The 18,653-nt window shown below is 43.1% G+C and carries 26 protein-coding genes and 1 riboswitch; of the genes, 9 read left to right on the top strand and 17 right to left on the bottom strand.

All coding sequences use genetic code 11. The features are described 5' to 3' along the window. Window positions 1-77: 77 nt before the first annotated feature. Together metC and BA1_RS02545 are read right to left on the bottom strand one after the other, a co-directional pair. Window positions 78-1,256: a cystathionine beta-lyase gene (gene metC, locus BA1_RS02550; RefSeq protein ID WP_008355399.1), complete on the bottom strand. Its 1,179-nt coding sequence runs from the start codon at window positions 1,254-1,256 to the stop codon at window positions 78-80. After that, window positions 1,253-2,371, bottom strand: coding sequence for a methionine biosynthesis PLP-dependent protein (locus BA1_RS02545; protein WP_008355397.1), 1,119 nt, complete (start codon window positions 2,369-2,371; stop codon window positions 1,253-1,255). The genes metC and BA1_RS02545 overlap by 4 nt, the downstream gene beginning before the upstream one ends. 78 nt (window positions 2,372-2,449) lie before the next feature. Further along, a riboswitch (SAM riboswitch) is annotated at window positions 2,450-2,571 on the bottom strand. Window positions 2,572-2,791: 220 nt separating this feature from the next. Here BA1_RS02545 and BA1_RS02540 point away from each other — a divergent pair. From BA1_RS02540 to BA1_RS02530, 3 genes are read left to right on the top strand one after another with little or no spacing between them, the layout of a single operon-like run. After that, window positions 2,792-3,532 (top strand): esterase family protein, encoded by a 741-nt coding sequence (locus BA1_RS02540; RefSeq protein ID WP_008355396.1) that lies wholly within the window; start codon window positions 2,792-2,794, stop codon window positions 3,530-3,532. 52 nt (window positions 3,533-3,584) lie between these two features. After that, window positions 3,585-4,100 (top strand): YjcG family protein, encoded by a 516-nt coding sequence (locus tag BA1_RS02535; RefSeq protein WP_008355393.1) that lies wholly within the window; start codon window positions 3,585-3,587, stop codon window positions 4,098-4,100. Window positions 4,101-4,106: 6 nt separating this feature from the next. Continuing rightward, window positions 4,107-4,541 carry a GNAT family N-acetyltransferase gene (locus tag BA1_RS02530; protein ID WP_008355391.1) on the top strand — a complete coding sequence of 145 codons (435 nt, stop codon included), beginning with the start codon at window positions 4,107-4,109 and terminating at the stop codon, window positions 4,539-4,541. Between the two features lie 81 nt (window positions 4,542-4,622). Here BA1_RS02530 and BA1_RS02525 read toward each other — a convergent pair whose 3' ends face one another. Beyond that, window positions 4,623-4,880, bottom strand: coding sequence for a hypothetical protein (locus BA1_RS02525; RefSeq protein WP_008355389.1), 258 nt, complete (start codon window positions 4,878-4,880; stop codon window positions 4,623-4,625). Between the two features lie 126 nt (window positions 4,881-5,006). Here BA1_RS02525 and BA1_RS02520 point away from each other — a divergent pair, with 126 nt between their 5' ends. Further along, the gene (locus BA1_RS02520) at window positions 5,007-7,316 is read left to right on the top strand and encodes an ATP-dependent helicase (protein ID WP_008355387.1); all 2,310 of its coding nucleotides are present in this window, start codon (window positions 5,007-5,009) and stop codon (window positions 7,314-7,316) included. A 16-nt stretch (window positions 7,317-7,332) separates the two neighbouring features. On the opposite strand, the gene spoVIF is transcribed toward BA1_RS02520, so the two are convergent. The 5 genes from spoVIF to BA1_RS02500 all read right to left on the bottom strand — a co-directional run bounded on the left by spoVIF (window position 7,333) and on the right by BA1_RS02500 (window position 8,797). Continuing rightward, window positions 7,333-7,590: a sporulation-specific transcription regulator SpoVIF gene (spoVIF, locus tag BA1_RS02515; RefSeq protein WP_003212292.1), complete on the bottom strand. Its 258-nt coding sequence runs from the start codon at window positions 7,588-7,590 to the stop codon at window positions 7,333-7,335. Between the two features lie 138 nt (window positions 7,591-7,728). Next, window positions 7,729-7,866, bottom strand: coding sequence for a YjcZ family sporulation protein (locus BA1_RS18450; RefSeq protein WP_008348419.1), 138 nt, complete (start codon window positions 7,864-7,866; stop codon window positions 7,729-7,731). Between the two features lie 84 nt (window positions 7,867-7,950). After that, complete coding sequence (locus tag BA1_RS02505) at window positions 7,951-8,172, bottom strand: hypothetical protein (protein ID WP_008355385.1); 222 nt, start codon at window positions 8,170-8,172, stop codon at window positions 7,951-7,953. Between the two features lie 86 nt (window positions 8,173-8,258). Further along, a complete protein-coding gene (locus BA1_RS19630; RefSeq protein ID WP_008355383.1) occupies window positions 8,259-8,387 on the bottom strand; it encodes a hypothetical protein in 129 nt (42 codons plus the stop codon). Window positions 8,388-8,458: 71 nt separating this feature from the next. Further along, the gene (locus tag BA1_RS02500; protein WP_008355381.1) at window positions 8,459-8,797 is read right to left on the bottom strand and encodes a DUF1360 domain-containing protein; all 339 of its coding nucleotides are present in this window, start codon (window positions 8,795-8,797) and stop codon (window positions 8,459-8,461) included. A gap of 181 nt (window positions 8,798-8,978) precedes the next feature. On the opposite strand from BA1_RS02500, the gene BA1_RS02495 reads away from it, so the two are divergent. The 5 genes from BA1_RS02495 (at window position 8,979) to BA1_RS02475 (ending at window position 11,625) form a co-directional block, all read left to right on the top strand. After that, window positions 8,979-9,374: a spore coat protein gene (locus BA1_RS02495; RefSeq protein ID WP_237739178.1), complete on the top strand. Its 396-nt coding sequence runs from the start codon at window positions 8,979-8,981 to the stop codon at window positions 9,372-9,374. A gap of 44 nt (window positions 9,375-9,418) precedes the next feature. Continuing rightward, on the top strand, window positions 9,419-9,754 hold the full coding sequence (locus tag BA1_RS02490; RefSeq protein WP_008355377.1) for a hypothetical protein: 336 nt from the start codon (window positions 9,419-9,421) through the stop codon (window positions 9,752-9,754). Between the two features lie 88 nt (window positions 9,755-9,842). Continuing rightward, window positions 9,843-10,328 (top strand): spore coat protein, encoded by a 486-nt coding sequence (locus tag BA1_RS02485; protein WP_008355374.1) that lies wholly within the window; start codon window positions 9,843-9,845, stop codon window positions 10,326-10,328. Window positions 10,329-10,475: 147 nt separating this feature from the next. Then, complete coding sequence (locus tag BA1_RS02480) at window positions 10,476-10,967, top strand: CotY/CotZ family spore coat protein (RefSeq protein WP_008355373.1); 492 nt, start codon at window positions 10,476-10,478, stop codon at window positions 10,965-10,967. Window positions 10,968-11,181: 214 nt separating this feature from the next. After that, window positions 11,182-11,625, top strand: a complete 444-nt coding sequence (locus BA1_RS02475; RefSeq protein ID WP_008355371.1) for a CotY/CotZ family spore coat protein — start codon at window positions 11,182-11,184, stop codon at window positions 11,623-11,625. Between the two features lie 36 nt (window positions 11,626-11,661). Here the strand turns inward: BA1_RS02475 and BA1_RS02470 are convergent, their stop codons facing one another. From BA1_RS02470 to tenA, 9 genes are all read right to left on the bottom strand, one after another. Beyond that, the gene (locus tag BA1_RS02470; protein WP_008355369.1) at window positions 11,662-12,231 is read right to left on the bottom strand and encodes a CotO family spore coat protein; all 570 of its coding nucleotides are present in this window, start codon (window positions 12,229-12,231) and stop codon (window positions 11,662-11,664) included. A gap of 114 nt (window positions 12,232-12,345) precedes the next feature. Next, the gene (gene fabI / locus BA1_RS02465) at window positions 12,346-13,122 is read right to left on the bottom strand and encodes an enoyl-ACP reductase FabI (protein WP_008355367.1); all 777 of its coding nucleotides are present in this window, start codon (window positions 13,120-13,122) and stop codon (window positions 12,346-12,348) included. A gap of 279 nt (window positions 13,123-13,401) precedes the next feature. Further along, window positions 13,402-14,208 (bottom strand): bifunctional hydroxymethylpyrimidine kinase/phosphomethylpyrimidine kinase, encoded by an 807-nt coding sequence (thiD, locus tag BA1_RS02460; RefSeq protein ID WP_008355365.1) that lies wholly within the window; start codon window positions 14,206-14,208, stop codon window positions 13,402-13,404. A gap of 17 nt (window positions 14,209-14,225) precedes the next feature. After that, window positions 14,226-15,239 (bottom strand): thiazole biosynthesis adenylyltransferase ThiF, encoded by a 1,014-nt coding sequence (locus tag BA1_RS02455; protein WP_008355363.1) that lies wholly within the window; start codon window positions 15,237-15,239, stop codon window positions 14,226-14,228. After that, the gene (locus BA1_RS02450) at window positions 15,236-16,003 is read right to left on the bottom strand and encodes a thiazole synthase (protein ID WP_008355361.1); all 768 of its coding nucleotides are present in this window, start codon (window positions 16,001-16,003) and stop codon (window positions 15,236-15,238) included. Before BA1_RS02450 ends, BA1_RS02455 begins: the two co-directional genes overlap by 4 nt. A gap of 4 nt (window positions 16,004-16,007) precedes the next feature. Further along, complete coding sequence (thiS, locus tag BA1_RS02445; protein ID WP_008355359.1) at window positions 16,008-16,211, bottom strand: sulfur carrier protein ThiS; 204 nt, start codon at window positions 16,209-16,211, stop codon at window positions 16,008-16,010. Next, entirely contained in the window at window positions 16,208-17,320 is a 1,113-nt protein-coding gene (gene thiO, locus BA1_RS02440) for a glycine oxidase ThiO (protein WP_008355357.1), read from the bottom strand. The genes thiS and thiO overlap by 4 nt, the downstream gene beginning before the upstream one ends. Beyond that, window positions 17,304-17,921: a thiazole tautomerase TenI gene (tenI, locus tag BA1_RS02435; RefSeq protein WP_034738231.1), complete on the bottom strand. Its 618-nt coding sequence runs from the start codon at window positions 17,919-17,921 to the stop codon at window positions 17,304-17,306. The genes thiO and tenI overlap by 17 nt, the downstream gene beginning before the upstream one ends. Further along, complete coding sequence (tenA, locus tag BA1_RS02430) at window positions 17,896-18,606, bottom strand: thiaminase II (protein WP_008355352.1); 711 nt, start codon at window positions 18,604-18,606, stop codon at window positions 17,896-17,898. Before tenA ends, tenI begins: the two co-directional genes overlap by 26 nt. Between the last annotated feature and the right edge of the window lie 47 nt (window positions 18,607-18,653).

The following is an 18,653-nucleotide window of genomic DNA, read 5'->3' as shown; positions in this document are numbered from 1 at the left end:
GCACGCAGGACTGACAAAGAATGAGAGGGTTTGTCTACACGCTGAAGCCGGTATCTGTACCGGCTTTTCAATCACTTTTATGACTGGTTCACAAGAGCTGGCTTTAGTTGATCGAGTGCTTGTTTGAAGTCCCGTTTGAGGTCTGCTCCGTTTTCGACGCCTACACTTAATCGAAGCAACCCATCTGTAATGCCTCTTTTTTCTCTTTCTTCTTTTGGCATAGCGGCATGGGACATTTTGGCTGGGTAGGACAGAATGGATTCAACCGCGCCAAGGCTGACGGCGAATACAGGTAATGTGACGCCACCCACCAATTCTTTAACTGCCGCTTGGTTTTCTAATTCAAATGAAAGAACAGCTCCAGCTCCGCTTGCCTGCTTGCGCTGAATGTCCGCCCCTGGATGATCATCTAAGCCCGGGTAGTATACTTTTTTCACCGCTGGATGTTCTTTAAGGAATAATGCCAGTTCTAAAGCGGTTTGACTTGCTTTTTCTAATCTGACTTGAAGTGTTTTTAATCCCCTTAACACAAGCCAGCAATCCTGAACGCCAAGAACCGCACCGAATGAATTTTGCAGTGAATAAAGTTCTTCTCCCAGCTTCTCGTCTTTGACCACGGCTAAGCCAGACAATACATCACTGTGACCGCTCAAAAATTTCGTTGCACTGTGCAGCACAATATCAACACCAAGATCCAGCGGACGCTGAAGCGCAGGCGTTAAGAACGTATTATCTAAGAAGGTTAGACAGTCATGCTCTTTCGCAAGCTGGACAACGCCTGCAATATCCGTAATCCCTAGTGTGGGGTTTGACGGTGTTTCCATGTAAATGACTTTCGTATTCGATTGAATGCCTTGTTTGACTTCGTTTAAATCTGTCATGTCCACAAAGGTATGCTCAATGCCAAATCTCGAAAGAACTTGGGTGATCATCCTGAATGTTCCCCCGTACACATCTCTTGTGACAAGAACATGATCCCCTTTTGATAACAGAAGAAAAGCAGTTGAAATGGCTGCCATACCTGACGCAAAGGCAAGCCCTCTCGTTCCTCCTTCTAGCGCTGCAATCGTATCCTCTAGCGCCTGACGTGTAGGAGTGCCTGATCGAGAGTAGTCATATTGACCAAATTCATCGAAGCTGCTTTGGTGAAATGTCGATGCATGTTGAATCGGTACACTGACTGCACCTGTTGAGCGGTCTGTTTTAAACGCATTATGAACGAGTTGTGTTTCGAGTGTCCAATCGTGTGTGGTCATTTCGTGTGTACCTCCTCTTTCACTTTTGATAGTGCCTGCTTCAGGTCTGCTTTCAGGTCATCCACATGCTCAATCCCAACAGAGAAACGGAGCAGTTTGTTACACACACCGTTTGCGATGCGAATCTCTTCTGGGATGTCCATGTGCGTTTGCGTCGCTGGATACGTAATAAAGCTTTCAATTCCGCCAAGGCTTTCCGCAAAACAAATCGTTTTCAGCTGCTTTAAAAATGGGTTGACCCAGTCCTCTTTGGCAACACGGAATGACAGCATCCCACCCTTACCTGGGTAAAGAACATCTTGGATTTCCGGCTGCTGCTTTAGAAAGTCAGCTAATTCCTTCGCATTTGCCTCGTGCTGGCGCATTCTAAGAGCCAGCGTTTTCATTCCTCTCATTAAAAGCCAAGAGTCAAATGGAGATAAAACCGCTCCGATGGCATTTTGATGCTGGAACATATCTTCAGAAAGCTGCTCTCCTTTTGTGACCACGAGACCAGCAAGGACGTCATTATGTCCGCCTAAATATTTGGTTGCGCTATGAATGACAATATCCGCTCCAAGCGTAATCGGCTTTTGCAAGACTGGTGTGTAAAAGGTGTTATCGACAATGACCAAAGCGCCATGCTCTTTTGCGATCTTCGCAACCTTTTGAATATCCGCTTCCTGCATGAGTGGATTTGTCGGGGTTTCAATAAAGACGGCTTTTGTGTTTGGCGTCATTTTAGAGCGTAAACAGTCTTCATCTGAAAAATCATCGTAAAGAAAACGCAGGCCATACTTTTTCCATTCGTTCTCGAACAAACGGTATGTACCGCCATATAAATCTGATGACACAATCAGTTCATCTCCGCTTTCAAATAGAGCCATGATCGTTTGGATAGCAGCCATTCCCGAACTGAAGGCAAAACCGGCCGTCCCTTCTTCGAGTGAAGCAATCGCATCTTCTACAAGCTGTCTTGTTGGGTTTTTCGTCCGAATATAATCAAACCCTGTTGATTCACCAATACCTCTATGTCTGTATGCTGTTGAAAGATAAACTGGAGGACTGACAGTGCCAGTCGCCTCATCGCTACGGTTTCCAATTTGCGCTAATTTCGTTTCCACATGTTCTGTCATTTGACACCATCCTAAGTAAAAATCTGATTTCAAAACAGAAAACCCCTTCTTCATAAGAAGAAGGGGTTTAATCGCTTCCTCTTATCTTCCAAGCAAAAAAACTGCTTGCTGGATTTAGCACCTTGGTACATCACATCATGTGATGCATACCGGTTGCTGAGGTTTCAAAGGGCCAGTCCCTCCACCTCTCACGATAAGAATGTGTTGTCTGTCTGTTCTAATTCTTAATACTGTAACGCATTAAAACTCATTTTTCAAGGGGAAATGTAACGATTAATTAAAATTTTCTGTATTTTGCACTAGATTGAATGTCAGCCGATTTGATTGCATGTTAGCATATAGGAACAACGCTGTTTTTCGTGTTACAATGAATGGAAACGTTTCACTTATGATGAATTTGGTTAGCTGGAGGAATGGATTATGGTGAAGAAAACAGGAATGATTCAAGAAGAAACCTTACACTCAAAAGAACTTGGGACGGACATGACCGTTCTGATTTATTTACCAGTCAATTACTCGCCCCTTTATACATATCATGTCATCATTGCCCAAGATGGTCATGATTATTTCCGCTTAGGTAAAATAGGCAGACAAGCGGAAGAACTCATGCAAAACAAAGAAATGGAACGCGCGATTATCATTGGTGTTCCCTATGAAAATGTCACCGAAAGACGAAATACGTATCATCCAGATGGCACAAAGTTCGAGGCGTATAAACGCTTTTTAGCAAATGAACTTGTCCCTTATATTGATGAACACTTTCCAACGTATCAAATCGGATCGGGGCGTACGTTTATTGGTGATTCACTCGGTGCTACCATCTCACTCATGACAGCCATTGATTATCCTTCGTTATTTGGCGGACTGATTTTGCAGTCCCCTTACGTTGATGAGTCGGTCTTACAAGCGGTCAAACAATCAGCATCACTTTCTCATTATGCCATTATCCATCAAATTGGGTTAGAAGAAACGGCTGTGAAAACAACAGATGGCCAAGTGCTTGATTTTATTCAGCCGAACGAAGAACTGAAGGCTCTTCTTGAACAGTCTGGTGCGGATTATTTATTTGAGACATTCGAAGGGGACCATAAATGGACATTTTGGCAGCCGCTCATTGCACCTTCGTTAAAAAGAATGCTCCCATATTCGTTCATCAACTGAATTTTGTTATAATAAACAATAATAAATACTTTCTTAATCAGGAGGGAACATGATGAAATACGGAGTTGTTTTATTTCCATCAAAAAAATTGCAAGATATTGCGAACTCTTATCGGAAACGTTATGATCCGAACTATGCACTCATACCGCCGCATTTAACATTAAGAACACCTTTTGAATTAACGGATCTAGAAGCAGCTGAGGTCGTCTCCACCTTACGTGAGTATGCCAAAAATGCTTCTCCTATTACGTTACGTATCAAAAAATTCAGTTCATTCGCTCCTGTAAACAACGTCATTTATATGAAAGTAGAACCGAACGAGGAATTAATGGCTCTAAATGAAAAATTGTATACTGAACCACTGGCTGGTAAACCTGAATATGCATTTGTTCCGCATGTAACAGTGGCTCAAAAATTATCAGATGATGAGCATTCAGACGTACTTGGTACATTAAAGCTGAGAAAGATTGATCATGAAGAAACGGTTGACCGCTTCCACCTGTTATATCAGCTAGAAAATGGATCTTGGACCGTTTATGAAACATTTATTTTAGGAGAAGAGGGTTAAAGACATTTGAATACAGTCATCGCAAAAGCACAAACACAACGAGAAGATGCCTATTACGTTCGAAAAGAAGTTTTCGTGAAAGAACAAGAAGTCCCATTAGAGATCGAAATCGATGAATTAGAGGACGATGCCATTCATTTTGTCATTTATAACGATGACGATAAGCCGCAGGCTGCTGCTAGACTGCGGATGATTGACGGTCCTAAGGCAAAGCTTGAACGGATTTGTGTATTAAAAGAGGCGCGATCTTTCGGCCTCGGCCACCAACTATTAGAAGCACTAGAATCTGAAGCCATTGCCAATGGAGCGAAAGAAGCTGTCATGCATGCACAAATCCAGGCTCTTCCTTTCTACGAAAAGAAAGGCTACAAAGTCGTTTCTGAACCGTTTGAAGAAGCAGGTATCACACATGTAAAAATGACAAAAACGCTATCCGCTTAACGAAAAGAAACAGCCAGAGCATCATAGTCCTGGCTGTTTCTTTATTCATTATCGTTCGATTAGTGAAGAAAGCGCAGTCATTTATATATAGACATTGATATGAATGCCCTTGCCTTCTTCCATAAACATATCTCGTACAAAGCGTTCCCGCTTTTTTTGCTGTACTTTCGTCTCTGCTTCTGTCACTAAGTCCTCTTTTTTCTCCAGCTCTCTGTATACCTTGTCATGAAAGGTGCGCGTGACCTTTGTCACTTTCGCATAGTCTTCTTTATCCTGAGGAGCAGGACGGTTGATATATTGAAAATACAGATCCGGCTGAATCGGTGCTATATATCCCATCAAGAACGCCTCCTTTGCTTCTCTTCTATTCTACTATTCCCTAATTATGACTGTTTGAAACACGCCTCATTTGATATGATTAGTTGTGTTTCTTTTTAAGATTGATTGACTACTGGAGGACTAGCTTTGAAATGCGCACGACGACATGATCGAACGATCTCATTACATACGTATTCGAGAGAACATTATCAATTCCTCCATGATGAGGGAAAAAAAGGGCACTTATCTTGCCCATATTGCGGACAACCCGTCTTTTTCAGATTAAATATACATGAAGAGCCTGCCTTTATTCATAAACAGACATCTCAGCAAGAGCTGTGCGAAAAAGCAGAACAACAAGAGGAAAAACAACCGGCAGAACGAGAAGAAAAGGCATCCTACAAAGAACTTGGCGGCTTCCGTTTTCCAACCGGCAAACAGATCATCTCGGAAACAAAGGAAACGTTTGACTGGCAGGAACCGAGGTCTATTCAATTTGGCGAAGCCTTACATTTAGAAGAGAATGAACAAGTACATACCATCGACCTCTTTCCGCACATCACCTTTAGCGCGCCGCAGCTGCAAGCTGTCACACACAAAGATGGACCAATGCTTGTGCTGGCTGGTGCTGGCAGCGGGAAAACAAGGGTGCTGACGGCTAGAGCAGCTTATTTGATTTCACACCATCAAATTCCAGCTCACCATATCTTACTTGTGACCTTCACCACAAAAGCAAGCAGTGAAATGAAAGAAAGACTGCGCATGCAGTACCAGCTTCATCCATCACAGGCGGGTCAAGTCGTGACAGGTACGTTTCACAGCCTTTTTTATAAAATGCTGCTTCACGATGATCCGAACAAATGGAACGGACAGCATCTCATCAAGTTTGACTGGCAAAAGGAACAGTACATTCGGAAAGCGATGATGAATGAAGGACTGGATGAAAAAGACTACCCAACCGATCAAGTGCTGCAATCCATCGGCTATTGGAAAAATGCCTTTTTACCGGGCGAATTTCCTGAGCTGAAAGATGAAAAGGAAAAGCACATGTGGACGATCTATCAGTCGTATGAACAGCAAAAAAGGGACAATCAACAATTTGACTTTGATGACATGGCGATCGCCTGCTTACACATGCTGAATAAGCAGCCTGAACTGCTGAAGCGATATCAAGAACGATTCAAGTATATTTTAGTTGATGAATTTCAGGACATTAATCCCGTCCAATATCAATTGATCCAGCTTTTGGCCGGAAAATCGGAGCAGCTATTTTGTGTAGGTGACGATGATCAAGCCATTTATGCCTTTAGAGGAAGTCATCCCGCTTTTATTCTTGATTTCAAACAGGACTACCCTTCGGCCGAGATCGTCCATTTACATGCGAATTACCGTTCTCATCATACGATTGTCGCAAGTGCAGATGCCATTATTAAAAAGAACCAGCATCGTTACGAGAAAACGTTAAAAGCCGTTCGCGTGGAGCAAATTCCTCCGACGCTCTTTTATCCATATGACGAGGAAGAGGAAGCGACCATGATCGTGGCAGATATTCTGGAGAAAATGCAAAACGGTGCAAAGCCAAATGATATTTGTGTCCTGTTTAGAACCAATACGGGAGGCCGCGCCATTTATGAGAGGCTTCATCAATCGGCGATTCCGTATGAGACCGATGCTGGCGTGAGAGCCTTTTATAGCAGACGAATGGTTCGGGTACTGCTCGCCTTTCTTTCCCTAAGTCAAGATGCAGATGATGTCGCTGCAATAAAACAGCTGCTGCCGGTTTTCTTTTTAAAGCAGCAAACACTAAATACACTGAAGGCGCTGACTATTACGGAGGATTGTTCGATGGTAGACGCACTTGGGAAACTAACAGACATCCAGCCGTTTCAGCAGAAAAAACTACAATCAATCATTCCTTTGTTCCAAACTTTACGAACGTTAAAACCGGCTGAAGCTGTGGCGTTTATTGAACAAAAGATGGGACTCGGTGATTATTTGAAAAAACGTGTCAATGATACGAATGTGCTTGAAAAAGGTGCAGATGATGTACGTGATGTGAAAACAGCGGCGAAACGCTTTGAAACGATTGAAGCCTTTCTCGCACATGCCGAACATATGAAAGCTGCTGAAAAGGAAAAAGCAGGGGAACCCGGCGTTCAGCTCATGACGATCCACCGCGCAAAGGGACTTGAATTCCAAACGGTGTACATCACTAGTGTGGTTGACGGAGCTTTGCCTCATGATTTTGCGCTTGATGAACTGAGAAATGGCAATGAAGAAGCCATTGAAGAAGAGCGGCGCTTATTATACGTCGCCATGACAAGAGCAGAACAATCCCTCTATCTATCTGTTCCATCTTTTAGAAGAGGAAAAACCGCTCACCGTTCTCGCTTTTTGTACCCTCTTCTAAAGAAAAATCGTGAATTATTCGCACAAAAACAACAGGCCCCCCTTTGAGTGGAGAGCCTGTTGTTTATTTTTTGTTATTCATCATTTTAGCGATTGTATTGAAATCAAGCTTTTCTTTTCCACTTGTAATGGATTGAACGATTTTGTCTTCCATTTCTTTAGGTACACGTTTGTTTGCAAGCTGCGCTACTTTTTTAATGACACCTCGAACGGTCGCTTCGTCTTTAAAATTAGCATTTTGTAAAGATCCTGCAAGCTTAAAGACGTCATTCATATTCACACCAGTTTTATTTTCCACGCTTTTAAAAAATTTATTATCCATTCATTTGCCTCCTCGTTGTGGAGTAATCACCTTACTATATGAAAATAGGCGAGATATGTGCCTATCCTACCGCGTTGTTCAATCAAAGAGAAAGGAAAGCAAAAGGCTCCCCCATTGCTTCCCTCACCTTCTTACTGTTTAGTTAAAGAAAGAAGCACCAACGATGATTAGAAGGATGAAAAGCACGACAACAAGAACAAAAGTTGAACCATAACCGCCGCCGTAGCCGCCGCCATAACCTCCGCAATAACCGCCACCGTAACCGTAACAACTCATATTTAAGCACCTCCTCTTCTCCCTTTCAAAATATGAAAAATACAAGAAATGGTTTGGACGATCACATAAAAAAGTGCGGAATTTTCATTTCTGCTGTTTAAAGACGTAAGCTGCATCTCCATGACGCATCATGAATGCCTCTGTTTCTTTCGCAAACGCATCCATCTTGTCGCCAAATACCTTTAAATGCTGTTCAAGATCATTGGCTTTATCAGCTAGATCCATTTCAACCTTTTCGTGCGCTTGTTCTTTCCCATCATGAGGGTTAGTGAACAATGAGCCGATTAATTGTTCGAATGCGTCCATTCTGGTCACCCCTTCTCTCTTTCATATGCAGAACTAGAAAAAAGGGCAACAAAAAAACCGGATAAATCCGGCTTTTGTTTTTTCTACTATTGATATTTCTTTTTCTTTCCACACCCGCAGCCAGTCTTCTTGATTTTCTTCGTATATACAGATTGTTGGTTTGACTGCGCTGGATACCCTTGGAGCATATGTGACGGCGTTTCAGTTGGTTTCATCGCAACCCTTCCTTTCCTATTCCATGTTAGTATATGCATTTTTTAAAAGCGTGTCTGATCAGAATGCCTGTTTATTTCACAAGCTTCGACACGACCGCTTCAATAATGCCTGCTGCTGCGGCAATCGCTAATAGTAATTGAAGCCACACGCTGATGACAGGAAAAAGTATGTATATGACAAGTAAAGCAGCAGTGCACCACATACCCGTACACCAATAACAGCTTAACAGCTCTCCTATCCAAGACCGCAGCCCTTTTCCTTTGATGATAATATAGGTCTCGACTTCACCTTGTTCGTTTACCTCTTCTTGCTCTTCATGAAATAGGCGGCGAAAAGGGGCTGTAATCGTATCAAACACGATCAATCTCGTCAGCCTAAAGGATGCGAGGGCAAATATCACAAATGACATAGCACCGCTCAGTGAACCTCCACCTCCTTCTTGCTTCTTTTTTCTGTCCTTTCTTTATATATGCAAAAAGAACGACCGCCATGATGAATCGAGTGGAAATAAAATTGGGTTGTACTTTTTCACGCTTTCTGATTCCACCTTGAGCGCCTGCTGCATTAAATAATGTATAGATAAGAAAGGAGTGAAAGTATTGTCTATTGAAGAAAGTGCTGATTTATTATACACACAACTGTTAAACGAATTAATCAGGAATTATGATGATTTCATTGTGATCAAGGATTCCGAAAATGTCACGATTGATAAAACAGATGTAACAGCCGCACTCTCCCTTCAAGCGACCGCAACGACAATCATTACTCTTTTAATTCAAATTCTTGTACCAGATGATGAATTGGCTGCAGACATCACAGATCAGCTTTTAGCTGCACAACAAGTGACAGTCCAAAAGAAAACCGTGATTCAAATCATCAATTGCTATAACGTCACGATTACATTATCTGATGCATCCATTATGAACTCCGTACAAATTCTCACTCAAACACTGAATGTACTTTTAATTGAAGCCGGCATTCTTTGACCCTTTCTTTTTCTAACATCATGTATGAAAGAGGTGAAATAATCGTGGCTGAAGAGAACGAAAAAAAGGAGTTTCAAATCAACACTGATGTTGATCCATTAACAAGCCTTCTTGTGAGTGATATTTTAAACAAAAATAATGTCACAGATGATCAGAAAGCAAACCTTTCAGAAGATCAAAGAAGGATGATTTTGAAGCTGGTTCAGGATTTACAAAAGAAAGCAGATGATTTCGTACAGCAGCAGCAGGAGAAAAAGCGTCAGGCAGAGGCAGCAAAACATGCAGAAGAGGTCGAGCCTGAACCACAAGTGCGTCCTAAACGAAATTCACTTCGAGATCGTATCCAGCAGCGCCGTCAAGCGCAGCAAAATAACGATTAAATAAAAATGGGTTGCCTGCTAGGATAAATGCCCGAGACAAAACCAATCATTCCAGCATTTAATAAAGTAAACGGAAGGAGGAAAAGAAATGGATTCTAAACCATACTCTTGGGTCGCTCTAGATCGTAACTGTACACACCACGGCGATTACCATCATAACTACGAAAGAAAAGCAGTTTGTGACGGCAACTATTATGATGATGAAGATGTTTTACAAGACTTTGATCAAGTGAGTGTGACAAAGCAGACATCTGAGGAAGTCATTATCGTTAGAGATTCTTGTGACATTAACGTCTCTTCTGTTGATGCACAGGTTGCAGCATCTATCCAAGCAGCTGTTCAAACAGCGATCATCACCATTACAAACATCTCAATCGCTGATGGTGACCTAGCTGACCGCGTCACTCAAGATCTATTGCAAGCAGCTAGCCACAAACAAACAAATCGCCAGAAACTTGTCATCGAAAACTCTAGAAACGTTACAGTCTCTACAATCGATGCGGACATCTCTATTGCCATCCAAACGCTTACACAGACACTTGTTGCGACGATCGTTGCAATTGGTATCCTCTAATGTACAAAAGCAGAGCGAAAAGCTCTGCTTTTCCTTTTTCTAAAAATACAACAAAGATAAATAGTCATTTACCCACACCAACTAGAGGGCGCATACATATGTTGTTAAGGACTAAAGTCAAATACCTTGTTAAAGGAGCTGAAATCCATGAGCTGCGGAAAACACCATGGCCGACATGATGAAAACTGTGTATGCGATGCGGTTGATAAGATTTTAGCAGAGCAGGAAGCTGTAGAAGATAAATGTCCTACGAGCTGCTACAGTAATTTATTAAGCCCAACAGTTTCTGGAAAAGATACGATTCCGTTTTTACTTTTTGATAAAAAGGGCGGATTGTTCTCTACTTTCGGAAACATTGGAGGATTTGTTGACGATTCCCAATGCTTCGAATCCATCTTCTTCCGGGTTGAAAAATTAAATGACTGCTGTGCCACATTATCTGTGTTAAGACCTGTCGATGTACACGGACATACGTTAAGCGTTTGTCACCCTTGCGACCCTGACTTCTTTGGGTTAGAAAAAACGGACTTTTGTATCGAGGTTGATTTGAACTGCTTCTGCGCGATCCAATGTTTAAACCCAGAACTTGTAGACAGAGTGCTGCCAACAAAAGATAAAAAACATCATCATCACGGCTAAACAGCTCGTCCGTTGACCTAACTTGTCATGAATCAAAGCATCCCCTTCCTCAAAGAATGAAAATCAATCATGCGGAGCAGTCAGCCAAAAAAAGCGGACGCTTCCGCATTGATTGAAACTAGATGCTTCAAACCGGCGAGTCACATAATAAAGCTTGTAGATGATGATAGTGCTCAAACACTCAAACAAAATTCCTTGTATAGGAGGGTTGAATATGAGCCGCAAACATTCATGGAACTGTGTAGCAGAGGCTGTTGAAAACATAGACGACTTACAAAATGCCGTCGAAGAAGATTGCCCGACTAGCTGTTACAGCAATCTCCTTTCTCCATCACATTCATTAGGTGACACTGTCCCGTTTGTTCTATTTACATCAAAATCAAAACCATTTGTCGCATTCGGAAACGTCGGAGAAGTAGATGCTGGCCCTTGCTTCAGCACTGCATTTTTCAGAGTCGAACACATCTCTGATCACTGCGCAACACTCAGCTTGCTTATTGCATTTGACAAAGACCGTCATATTTTAGATTTTACAGATAAAGATTCCGTATGTGATGTGTTCCGATTAGAAAAATCAAAGTATTGCATCGAAGTGGACCTTGACTGCTTCTGCGCAATCGAGTGCTTAAATCCACGTCTCATCAACCGTAGCTGCTAACAAAAAAGTCCCTTTATGGGACTTTTTTGATGTTCATTAAAAACCAAGCGGATGAATAGAAGAGATATCATCCATCGCTAATTCCACTGGATTTCCGCCGCCTGCTGTACGGATGACCACCGTATTGTCTTTTCTCTCCATGATAATCCCTCTGTATGTCTTTCCATCGGCTTCAATCAGACAAAGGGCTCTTGGCATATTATGCGGCAAACTTGTCAGAAAATCGACCTTCTCCTCTACGTTCATTTGACTTAAAGGTTTTTTCACTCGTTTTCTTTTTGGTTCTTCTTTTGATTCATGAAATACGCCTTCTGGCGGCTTTTCTTGTTCTTGTACTGACTCTCGCTCTTGTGAGAGCTCTGATTCCTGTATGACCTGTCGTTCAGGTGCAGGCGGCTCTTCTTTTTTCTGCTCTACTTCTTGAGATAAAGGTTCCTGCCTGCTTTCTTCACTTGCTTCCTCTTTAGTGCTTTTTTTGCTTTCTGGCGGTTTTTCTGACTTCTTTCGTTTTCTCACAATATTTTGCATGGCCGGCGCCGATTCATCATAGCTCGGCTGCACAATATACATAAGCGGCTTTTGATTCTCATCACCTTTATTTGACATACTGATCCCTCCCGAATGATTCATTCCTTATATATATGAGCGGACCCCTCAAATCAGAAGAAAAATAAAAAAACAGCATACCCGTCATCGGTATGCTGCAAGTCATGTATTCGTTTAGCGGGCAATGATATGGAAGCCAGAATCAACATGAAGATTCTCACCTGTCATGCCGCGGGATAGGTCACTGAATAAGAACAATGCTGTATCGCCGACTTCCTCTGGAGTCGTTGTACGGCGAAGCGGTGCACGCTCTTCAATATCCTTAAGGATTGTATTAAATCCGCTGATTCCTTTTGCAGATAATGTACGAATCGGACCAGCAGAAATGCTGTTCACACGGATACCTTCTGCTCCTAGATCAGCTGCTAAATATTTCACACTTGCTTCAAGTGCTGCTTTTGCAACACCCATGACATTGTAGTTAGATACGACACGTTCTCCGCCTAAGTAAGTAAGTGTGACAATGCTTCCGCCTTCTGTCATTAACGGACGTGCTGCTTTTGCAACAGCTGTTAATGAATATGCACTAATGTTGTGCGCCAAAAGGAAACCTTCACGGTTCGTATTCAAGTATTCACCAACAAGCTCTTCTTTGTTTGCAAATGCAATCGCATGTGCAACACCATGGATGACTTGTACTTTTTCTTTAATCGTTGCAAAACATTTTTCAATCTCTTCATCACTTGTTACATCACAAGGAAGAATAATGGAATCATCACGCTCAAGTGTGCTTGCAAGCTCTTTAACAGATTCTGCAAGACGGTCTCCAACATAAGTAAAAATCAAACGAGCTCCTGCTTCGTGAAGTGAACGAGCAATCCCCCATGCAATGCTTCGTTTATTAGCAACACCCATGACCACGATATTACGGCCTTCTAAAGAAAATTTCATATGTATTAAAGCCTCCTATTTTTTCAAGACATAGTATTAGTACCTGATCATAATCTTATCACAAATCATGAGATATTGACAATTTCCGCTTAAAGAAAGTTTCTTTTTAGCCCTTTGTCTTCTTTTCATCGTGAGTGAAAGCCCTTGAAATCTAGGAATAGCCGCTACTTTTGCGGAGCGAATTTGACCTTCGTGCGCAACCAGCGCGCAGGACTGCGGGCGAATGTGAGGGTTTGTCTACACGATGAGACCGTCCTCACAAGTAAAGACGGTCCCCTTTTATGTGTTACGCCTGTTTTGCTGATAAGCAAAATGGTTGGTTGGCCCATGTCCTGCGCCAATATGCAAAGGATATTTGATTGCCTCATGGACAAAGGTTTCTGCTGTTTCAAAGGCTTCCTTCATCGAACGCCCTTTTGCTATTTCAGCTGTTAATGCCGCCGCAAACGTACAGCCTGTGCCGTGTGTATGCTTGGTATCAATATGTTCATTTGTGACTTCAATAAAGCCTTTTCCATCGTACAACAGATCTGTAATGAGGCCGCCTGAAGGACCGTGACCACCTTTGATCACAACATATTTCGTGCCAAGCTCATAAAGAAGTTGTGCTGCTCGGTAGCGATCCTCTTTCGTCTGAATACGTGTGCCTGTCAGTACTTCTGCCTCAGGAATATTCGGCGTTACAGCATAACTGACAGGCAGTAAATGTGTTTTCATGGCGGAGACAGCATCTTCATTTAATAAAGAGGCCCCGCCTTTTGCAATCATGACTGGATCTACAATCAGCTTGAACTCATATTGCACCGTTTTTTCAGCGACGGCGCTGATCATTTCAGCACTCCACAGCATCCCTGTTTTGACGGCATCCGGCAATAAGTCTTCTGCCACTGCATCAATTTGACTTGTGAGCGCCTCGGTTGAAAGTGGATAAATACCGTGAACGCCAAGTGTGTTTTGCGCTGTAATCGCTGTAATCGCAGACATTCCGTACACACCGAGCTCCTGAAAGGTTTTCAAGTCTGCTTGAATGCCTGCACCGCCGCCAGAATCAGAACCCGCGATGGTTAACGCCTTTTTAATCGTCATTTCATCACACCCTCTCATTAGCCAATCCATTGATGGTAAATCGTTCTCGCTTTGGCAATATCACTTGTACCATGTACAAGCGCTCTGCCATCTTTGAATAAGACGAGCTTGTACTCATCCTTTTGACAGGATAGCAAATACGGATTTTCTAGTACATCCATTCCTGCTTTCTTTAACTGACGGGCTACTTCATGTAAAACTGGAGGTGTCCCTGCTGCACTGCGAATTTGCACCGTATTACGTCCACATAATACGTCTGCTTTTGCTCTCTGATCATATGAGAGAAATGGATATGTCTTAAGACCGCAGCTTGGACATTGTTCTTTTTTTAAAGACGCAGCGGAGCGTATATCAGCTCGCTCATTTGTCCATAAATCAAACGATCTTAATATCGGAGTCATTTCGTGTCCTGTTAACAACTTCAGTGCATCTGCCACTTGATATGCCGCCACCTGCTGCACAACTGGACTAATAATTCCTGCTGTATCACAAGTCATGCCTTGTGCAGGTAAATGCTCAAGCAAGCAGTGTAAACATGGTGTTTCACCAGGAATAACAGTGAATTGAATACCATAGCTGGCTACACAGGCTCCATAAAGGAAGGGAATTTGTTGTTTGATGGCCGCATCATTTGCAATCATTCGCACCTCAAAATTATCCGCTGCGTCCACGATGATGGATGCCCCGCTCACAAGTTTTTCCATATTTTGAGCGGTCACATCGATGACGATTCCTCTTACCTGGACGTCACTGTTCACCTGCTTGAGTCTTTTTTCAGCCGCCACAGCCTTTGGCAGCCGATCTTGAACATCTTGCTCTGTGTAAAGCTGCTGACGCTGCAGGTTGCTCCATTCAATATAATCTCTATCCAAAATGGTGACAGATCCTACGCCGGCACGAACGAGCATTTCGGCACTTGCTGTTCCAAGTGCCCCTGCGCCAATAATGACAGCCTTTGAGGCGTTTAGCCGCTTTTGCCCATCTGTTCCAATCGGTCTAAAAAGCTCTTGGCGTGAATAACGTGTGCTCAAAACGCTGGCATTCCTTCCTGAGGACTGCTGGCTGTCCCATAGTTTTTGAACGGGATACGGCCTGCCTCGAAACCGAGTCTTCCCGATTCAATCGCCAGCTTCATCGCTTTTGCCATTTTCACCGGGTCTTTTGCGCCAGACACGGCAGTATTCAGCAAGACAGCATCAGCCCCTAATTCCATCGCATAAGCAGCATCCTTCGGAGAGCCTACACCAGCATCAATAATGACTGGCACCTTCGCCTGCTCGATAATAAACGAGAGATTCAGAGGGTTTAGCAGCCCTTGACCTGAACCGATCGGAGAAGCACCTGGCATAATGGCATGGACACCGAGTTCTTCTAATTTCCGTGCCAGCACCACATCATCTGACGTATATGGCAGCACGATAAAACCTTCTTCTAATAGCATTTCAGAAGCTTTTAACGTTTCGACTGGATCTGGTAGAAGAGACCTTGAACAGCCAATCACCTCTACCTTGATCATGTCACACAATCCAGAAGCCTTCGCTAAACGGGCAATACGTACCGCTTCTTCCGCTGTACTTGCCCCTGCTGTATTCGGCAGCAATGTATATTTTGATAAATCAAGCTGCTCTAAGAAATTTGGCTGAGATGGTTCAAATATGTTCATTCTTCGTACAGCAAAGGTCAAAATTTCAGCTTCTGATACGTTGACCGCTTCTTTTTGAACCTCAAATGATGGATACTTTCCTGTACCAAGTAATAGTCTTGATGTGAATGTTTTTCCGCCAATGTGTAGCATTGTGTCATCCTCCTCCTACAAAGTGAACGATTTCAATCGTATCATTTGGTTGAATTTCTACTTGTTGAAAGGCCTCTTTATCTATAATTTCTTGGTTCCTTTCGACGATCACCACACGGTTTTCAAGCTGATAGGCTGATAGCAGATCAAAGATCGTTCCATTTTCTTTATCAAAGTCAACGATTCTTCCATTCAATTGAATTTTCATACGAACAATGCCTCCTTTCGGCCAATACGAAACGCATGAAGCCATTCTTCATTGACAGGCTCGCCTACTATCAGGTCGCGAATGATTTCACCGGTAATGGGCGCAAGTAAAATGCCATTTCGGTAATGTCCTGCCGCAAAAAGAATACGCTCATCTTCTGGGTGTCTTCCGATATAGGGATGCCGGTCGCTTGTCGCTGGACGAAGACCTGCCCAGCATTGATCAATTGGCATCTCCTGAATGGATGGCATTAGCTGAGACGCTTTTTTGATAACAGTTTCAATGCCGCCAAGTGTCGGAATCGCCTGCCAGTCATTCGGCTTCATCGTTGCACCAATGATCAGCTTGCCGCTATCTCTTTGAACGATATAACAATGATCATGATAAATGGTGTGTGCAAGTGCTGGACCGTTATTCCACACAGACACGCATTCTCCTTTTACTGGATAGAGAGAATGCGAGAATCCCATTTCCTCAAAAAAACGGCCAGACCATACACCACTTGCTACAGTCAGATGATCACATGTGAATGTGCCTCCAGCTGTTCTAACAGTCAATGCTTCTTTGCCCGTCTTCACTTCGATAACAGGCGTAAACTCCTTCACATCTGCCCCGTACCGAACAGCCGCTTGCCATAATGCCCTGCATACCGCATACGGCTCCACATGCACATCATCTTCAATCAAGCCTGCTCCTATGATGTCGTCTGTGATTTGAGGGATGCGTTTTTTTACGCTGCTTGCTTCAAGCCATTCAAATGTGGGCAGATGCTGCATTCGGCAAAGTGCACGCTTTTCGTGTTCTGTAAAAGCCACCTTCATAATGCCGCCCGCTGATGCCCGTATATCAATGCCCGATTCATGCTGAAGATCGACTTTTAATTTTTTATATAGAGCCTGACTTCTTCTCCCTACTTGAAAGAAAATATCCTCATCACCTTCTCCTTCAGCATGTGCACCCAGCATACCAGCGGCCGCACTCGTTGTTTGCTTTCCTACCTCATTTGCCTCAAGTAAAAGGGCTTTCTTTCCTGCTTTTGCAAGATGATAGGCGATTGACATCCCTATGATTCCACCACCAATAATCACAACGTCATAATGCTTGTTCATAAGGATTCTCCTTTCGCTTTTGAGAAAATGCTTGTGCCATCTTGCGCGGCTGAGGATGAGTAAAAATACCGGACATGACCGCTATTCCTTTTAAATCAATATGCGTCAATTCTGGCAGTCGATCAGGCGTTATGCCACCAATCACAACCACCGGAATGGACAGCGCAGAAGTCAATTCTTCCACAAGCTTGATGCCTCTCGCCTTTCGTCCGGGTTTACATGCGGTATCATATACGTGCCCAAACATGACATACTCTGCCCCGTTCTTCTCGGCTGCTTTGGCTTCTTCTATCGAATGAACAGACACCCCCGCATGCAAGTGAGGAAATTTTTGTCTCAATTCCTTTGGCGAAAAGCTGTGGCCTGGAAGATGCACACGGTGAATATTGGTGAGCAGTGCAACGTCGACTCGGTCATTGATGATAAGCTTCTCTTTCGGAACGCCTTCTGCAAGGAGTTGTTTCACGAGATGAACAAGCTCACTTGCTGTTTTAGACCGTTCCCGTATATGAATAAAGTCTACTTCAGACTCAACGGCTTTTATTTGCTTGATCAGCTCGCTCACAGAAAGTGAATCATTTGTCACTGCGTGGAGTTCCATTTGCACCAACCCCATCTAAGCATGCTGTTTGCCACGTTTCTTTTTCATACGCCATCTCCCAAAAATGGTACTCGTAATAGCTTGAAATCACAAAATTTTCTTTCATATTGGCCCGCAAATGTTCTGGCGCTCTTTCCGCGAGTTCATCAAAGCGGTTGATCTGTTCAAACACAAGCTCTTTAAACCAATCCCCTCCGTATGTCAAAATCCACTCTTGATAAATCGGATGGTCAGGTGTTGTCTGTTTCAGCTTTTCCCCCACCTCATAATATAGCCAGTAGCACGGCAGTAACGCGGCTAAAACTTCTTCAAAGCGGCCGCTTTTCACAGAACGATACATATGAGAGGTATATGCATAAGCAGTTGGAGAAGGCTTAAAGCTGGCGAGTGCTTCATCAGAGATCTGAAGCAGTTCTGTAAATTTTCTATGCAGCGATAGCTCTGCTTCATACGTGCCTTGTGCATGATACGCCATTCTGCCTGTCGTATGTAAGTCCTCACTAATGGCCGCTCCATACGACTGTACTTTTGCGAAATGAGTTAAATAATACGAATCCTGCATCACATAATAGGTGAAACGATCGAGTGAAAGTGTGCCATCTCCGATCCCTTTTACAAAAGGATGTGTAAAGCTTCCATTCCACCAAGTCGCTGCTGCCTCTTTACATTCATTTGAAAATGTCATGTTCCTCTCCTCCTGTTTTTCCATATAAAAAAACCACTTTCCGCGTG

Source organism: Bacillus xiamenensis, assembly GCF_000300535.1.
Classification (GTDB): Bacteria; Bacillota; Bacilli; order Bacillales; family Bacillaceae; genus Bacillus; species Bacillus xiamenensis.
The sequence above is the reverse complement of the archived record's forward strand: the minus strand, read 5'-3'. Positions and strand labels throughout refer to the sequence as shown.

Excerpts from the sequence above, each read along its gene's own strand:
- spoVIF (WP_003212292.1), bottom strand. The coding sequence starts at position 7,590 with ATGGATAATAAATTTTTTAAAAGCGTGGAAAATAAAACTGGTGTGAAT.
- BA1_RS02475 (WP_008355371.1), top strand. The coding sequence starts at position 11,182 with ATGAGCCGCAAACATTCATGGAACTGTGTAGCAGAGGCTGTTGAAAAC.
- BA1_RS02470 (WP_008355369.1), bottom strand. The coding sequence starts at position 12,231 with ATGTCAAATAAAGGTGATGAGAATCAAAAGCCGCTTATGTATATTGTG.
- metC (WP_008355399.1), bottom strand. The coding sequence starts at position 1,256 with ATGACCACACACGATTGGACACTCGAAACACAACTCGTTCATAATGCG.
- BA1_RS02450 (WP_008355361.1), bottom strand. The coding sequence starts at position 16,003 with ATGCTACACATTGGCGGAAAAACATTCACATCAAGACTATTACTTGGT.
- BA1_RS19630 (WP_008355383.1), bottom strand. The coding sequence starts at position 8,387 with ATGAAACCAACTGAAACGCCGTCACATATGCTCCAAGGGTATCCAGCG.
- fabI (WP_008355367.1), bottom strand. The coding sequence starts at position 13,122 with ATGAAATTTTCTTTAGAAGGCCGTAATATCGTGGTCATGGGTGTTGCT.
- thiD (WP_008355365.1), bottom strand. The coding sequence starts at position 14,208 with ATGACGATTAAAAAGGCGTTAACCATCGCGGGTTCTGATTCTGGCGGC.
- BA1_RS02505 (WP_008355385.1), bottom strand. The coding sequence starts at position 8,172 with ATGGACGCATTCGAACAATTAATCGGCTCATTGTTCACTAACCCTCAT.
- BA1_RS02500 (WP_008355381.1), bottom strand. The coding sequence starts at position 8,797 with ATGTCATTTGTGATATTTGCCCTCGCATCCTTTAGGCTGACGAGATTG.
- BA1_RS02525 (WP_008355389.1), bottom strand. The coding sequence starts at position 4,880 with ATGGGATATATAGCACCGATTCAGCCGGATCTGTATTTTCAATATATC.
- BA1_RS02485 (WP_008355374.1), top strand. The coding sequence starts at position 9,843 with ATGGATTCTAAACCATACTCTTGGGTCGCTCTAGATCGTAACTGTACA.
- BA1_RS02540 (WP_008355396.1), top strand. The coding sequence starts at position 2,792 with ATGGTGAAGAAAACAGGAATGATTCAAGAAGAAACCTTACACTCAAAA.
- tenI (WP_034738231.1), bottom strand. The coding sequence starts at position 17,921 with ATGGAACTCCACGCAGTGACAAATGATTCACTTTCTGTGAGCGAGCTG.
- BA1_RS02535 (WP_008355393.1), top strand. The coding sequence starts at position 3,585 with ATGAAATACGGAGTTGTTTTATTTCCATCAAAAAAATTGCAAGATATT.
- thiS (WP_008355359.1), bottom strand. The coding sequence starts at position 16,211 with ATGAAAATTCAATTGAATGGAAGAATCGTTGACTTTGATAAAGAAAAT.
- BA1_RS18450 (WP_008348419.1), bottom strand. The coding sequence starts at position 7,866 with ATGAGTTGTTACGGTTACGGTGGCGGTTATTGCGGAGGTTATGGCGGC.
- thiO (WP_008355357.1), bottom strand. The coding sequence starts at position 17,320 with ATGAACAAGCATTATGACGTTGTGATTATTGGTGGTGGAATCATAGGG.
- BA1_RS02545 (WP_008355397.1), bottom strand. The coding sequence starts at position 2,371 with ATGACAGAACATGTGGAAACGAAATTAGCGCAAATTGGAAACCGTAGC.
- tenA (WP_008355352.1), bottom strand. The coding sequence starts at position 18,606 with ATGACATTTTCAAATGAATGTAAAGAGGCAGCAGCGACTTGGTGGAAT.
- BA1_RS02480 (WP_008355373.1), top strand. The coding sequence starts at position 10,476 with ATGAGCTGCGGAAAACACCATGGCCGACATGATGAAAACTGTGTATGC.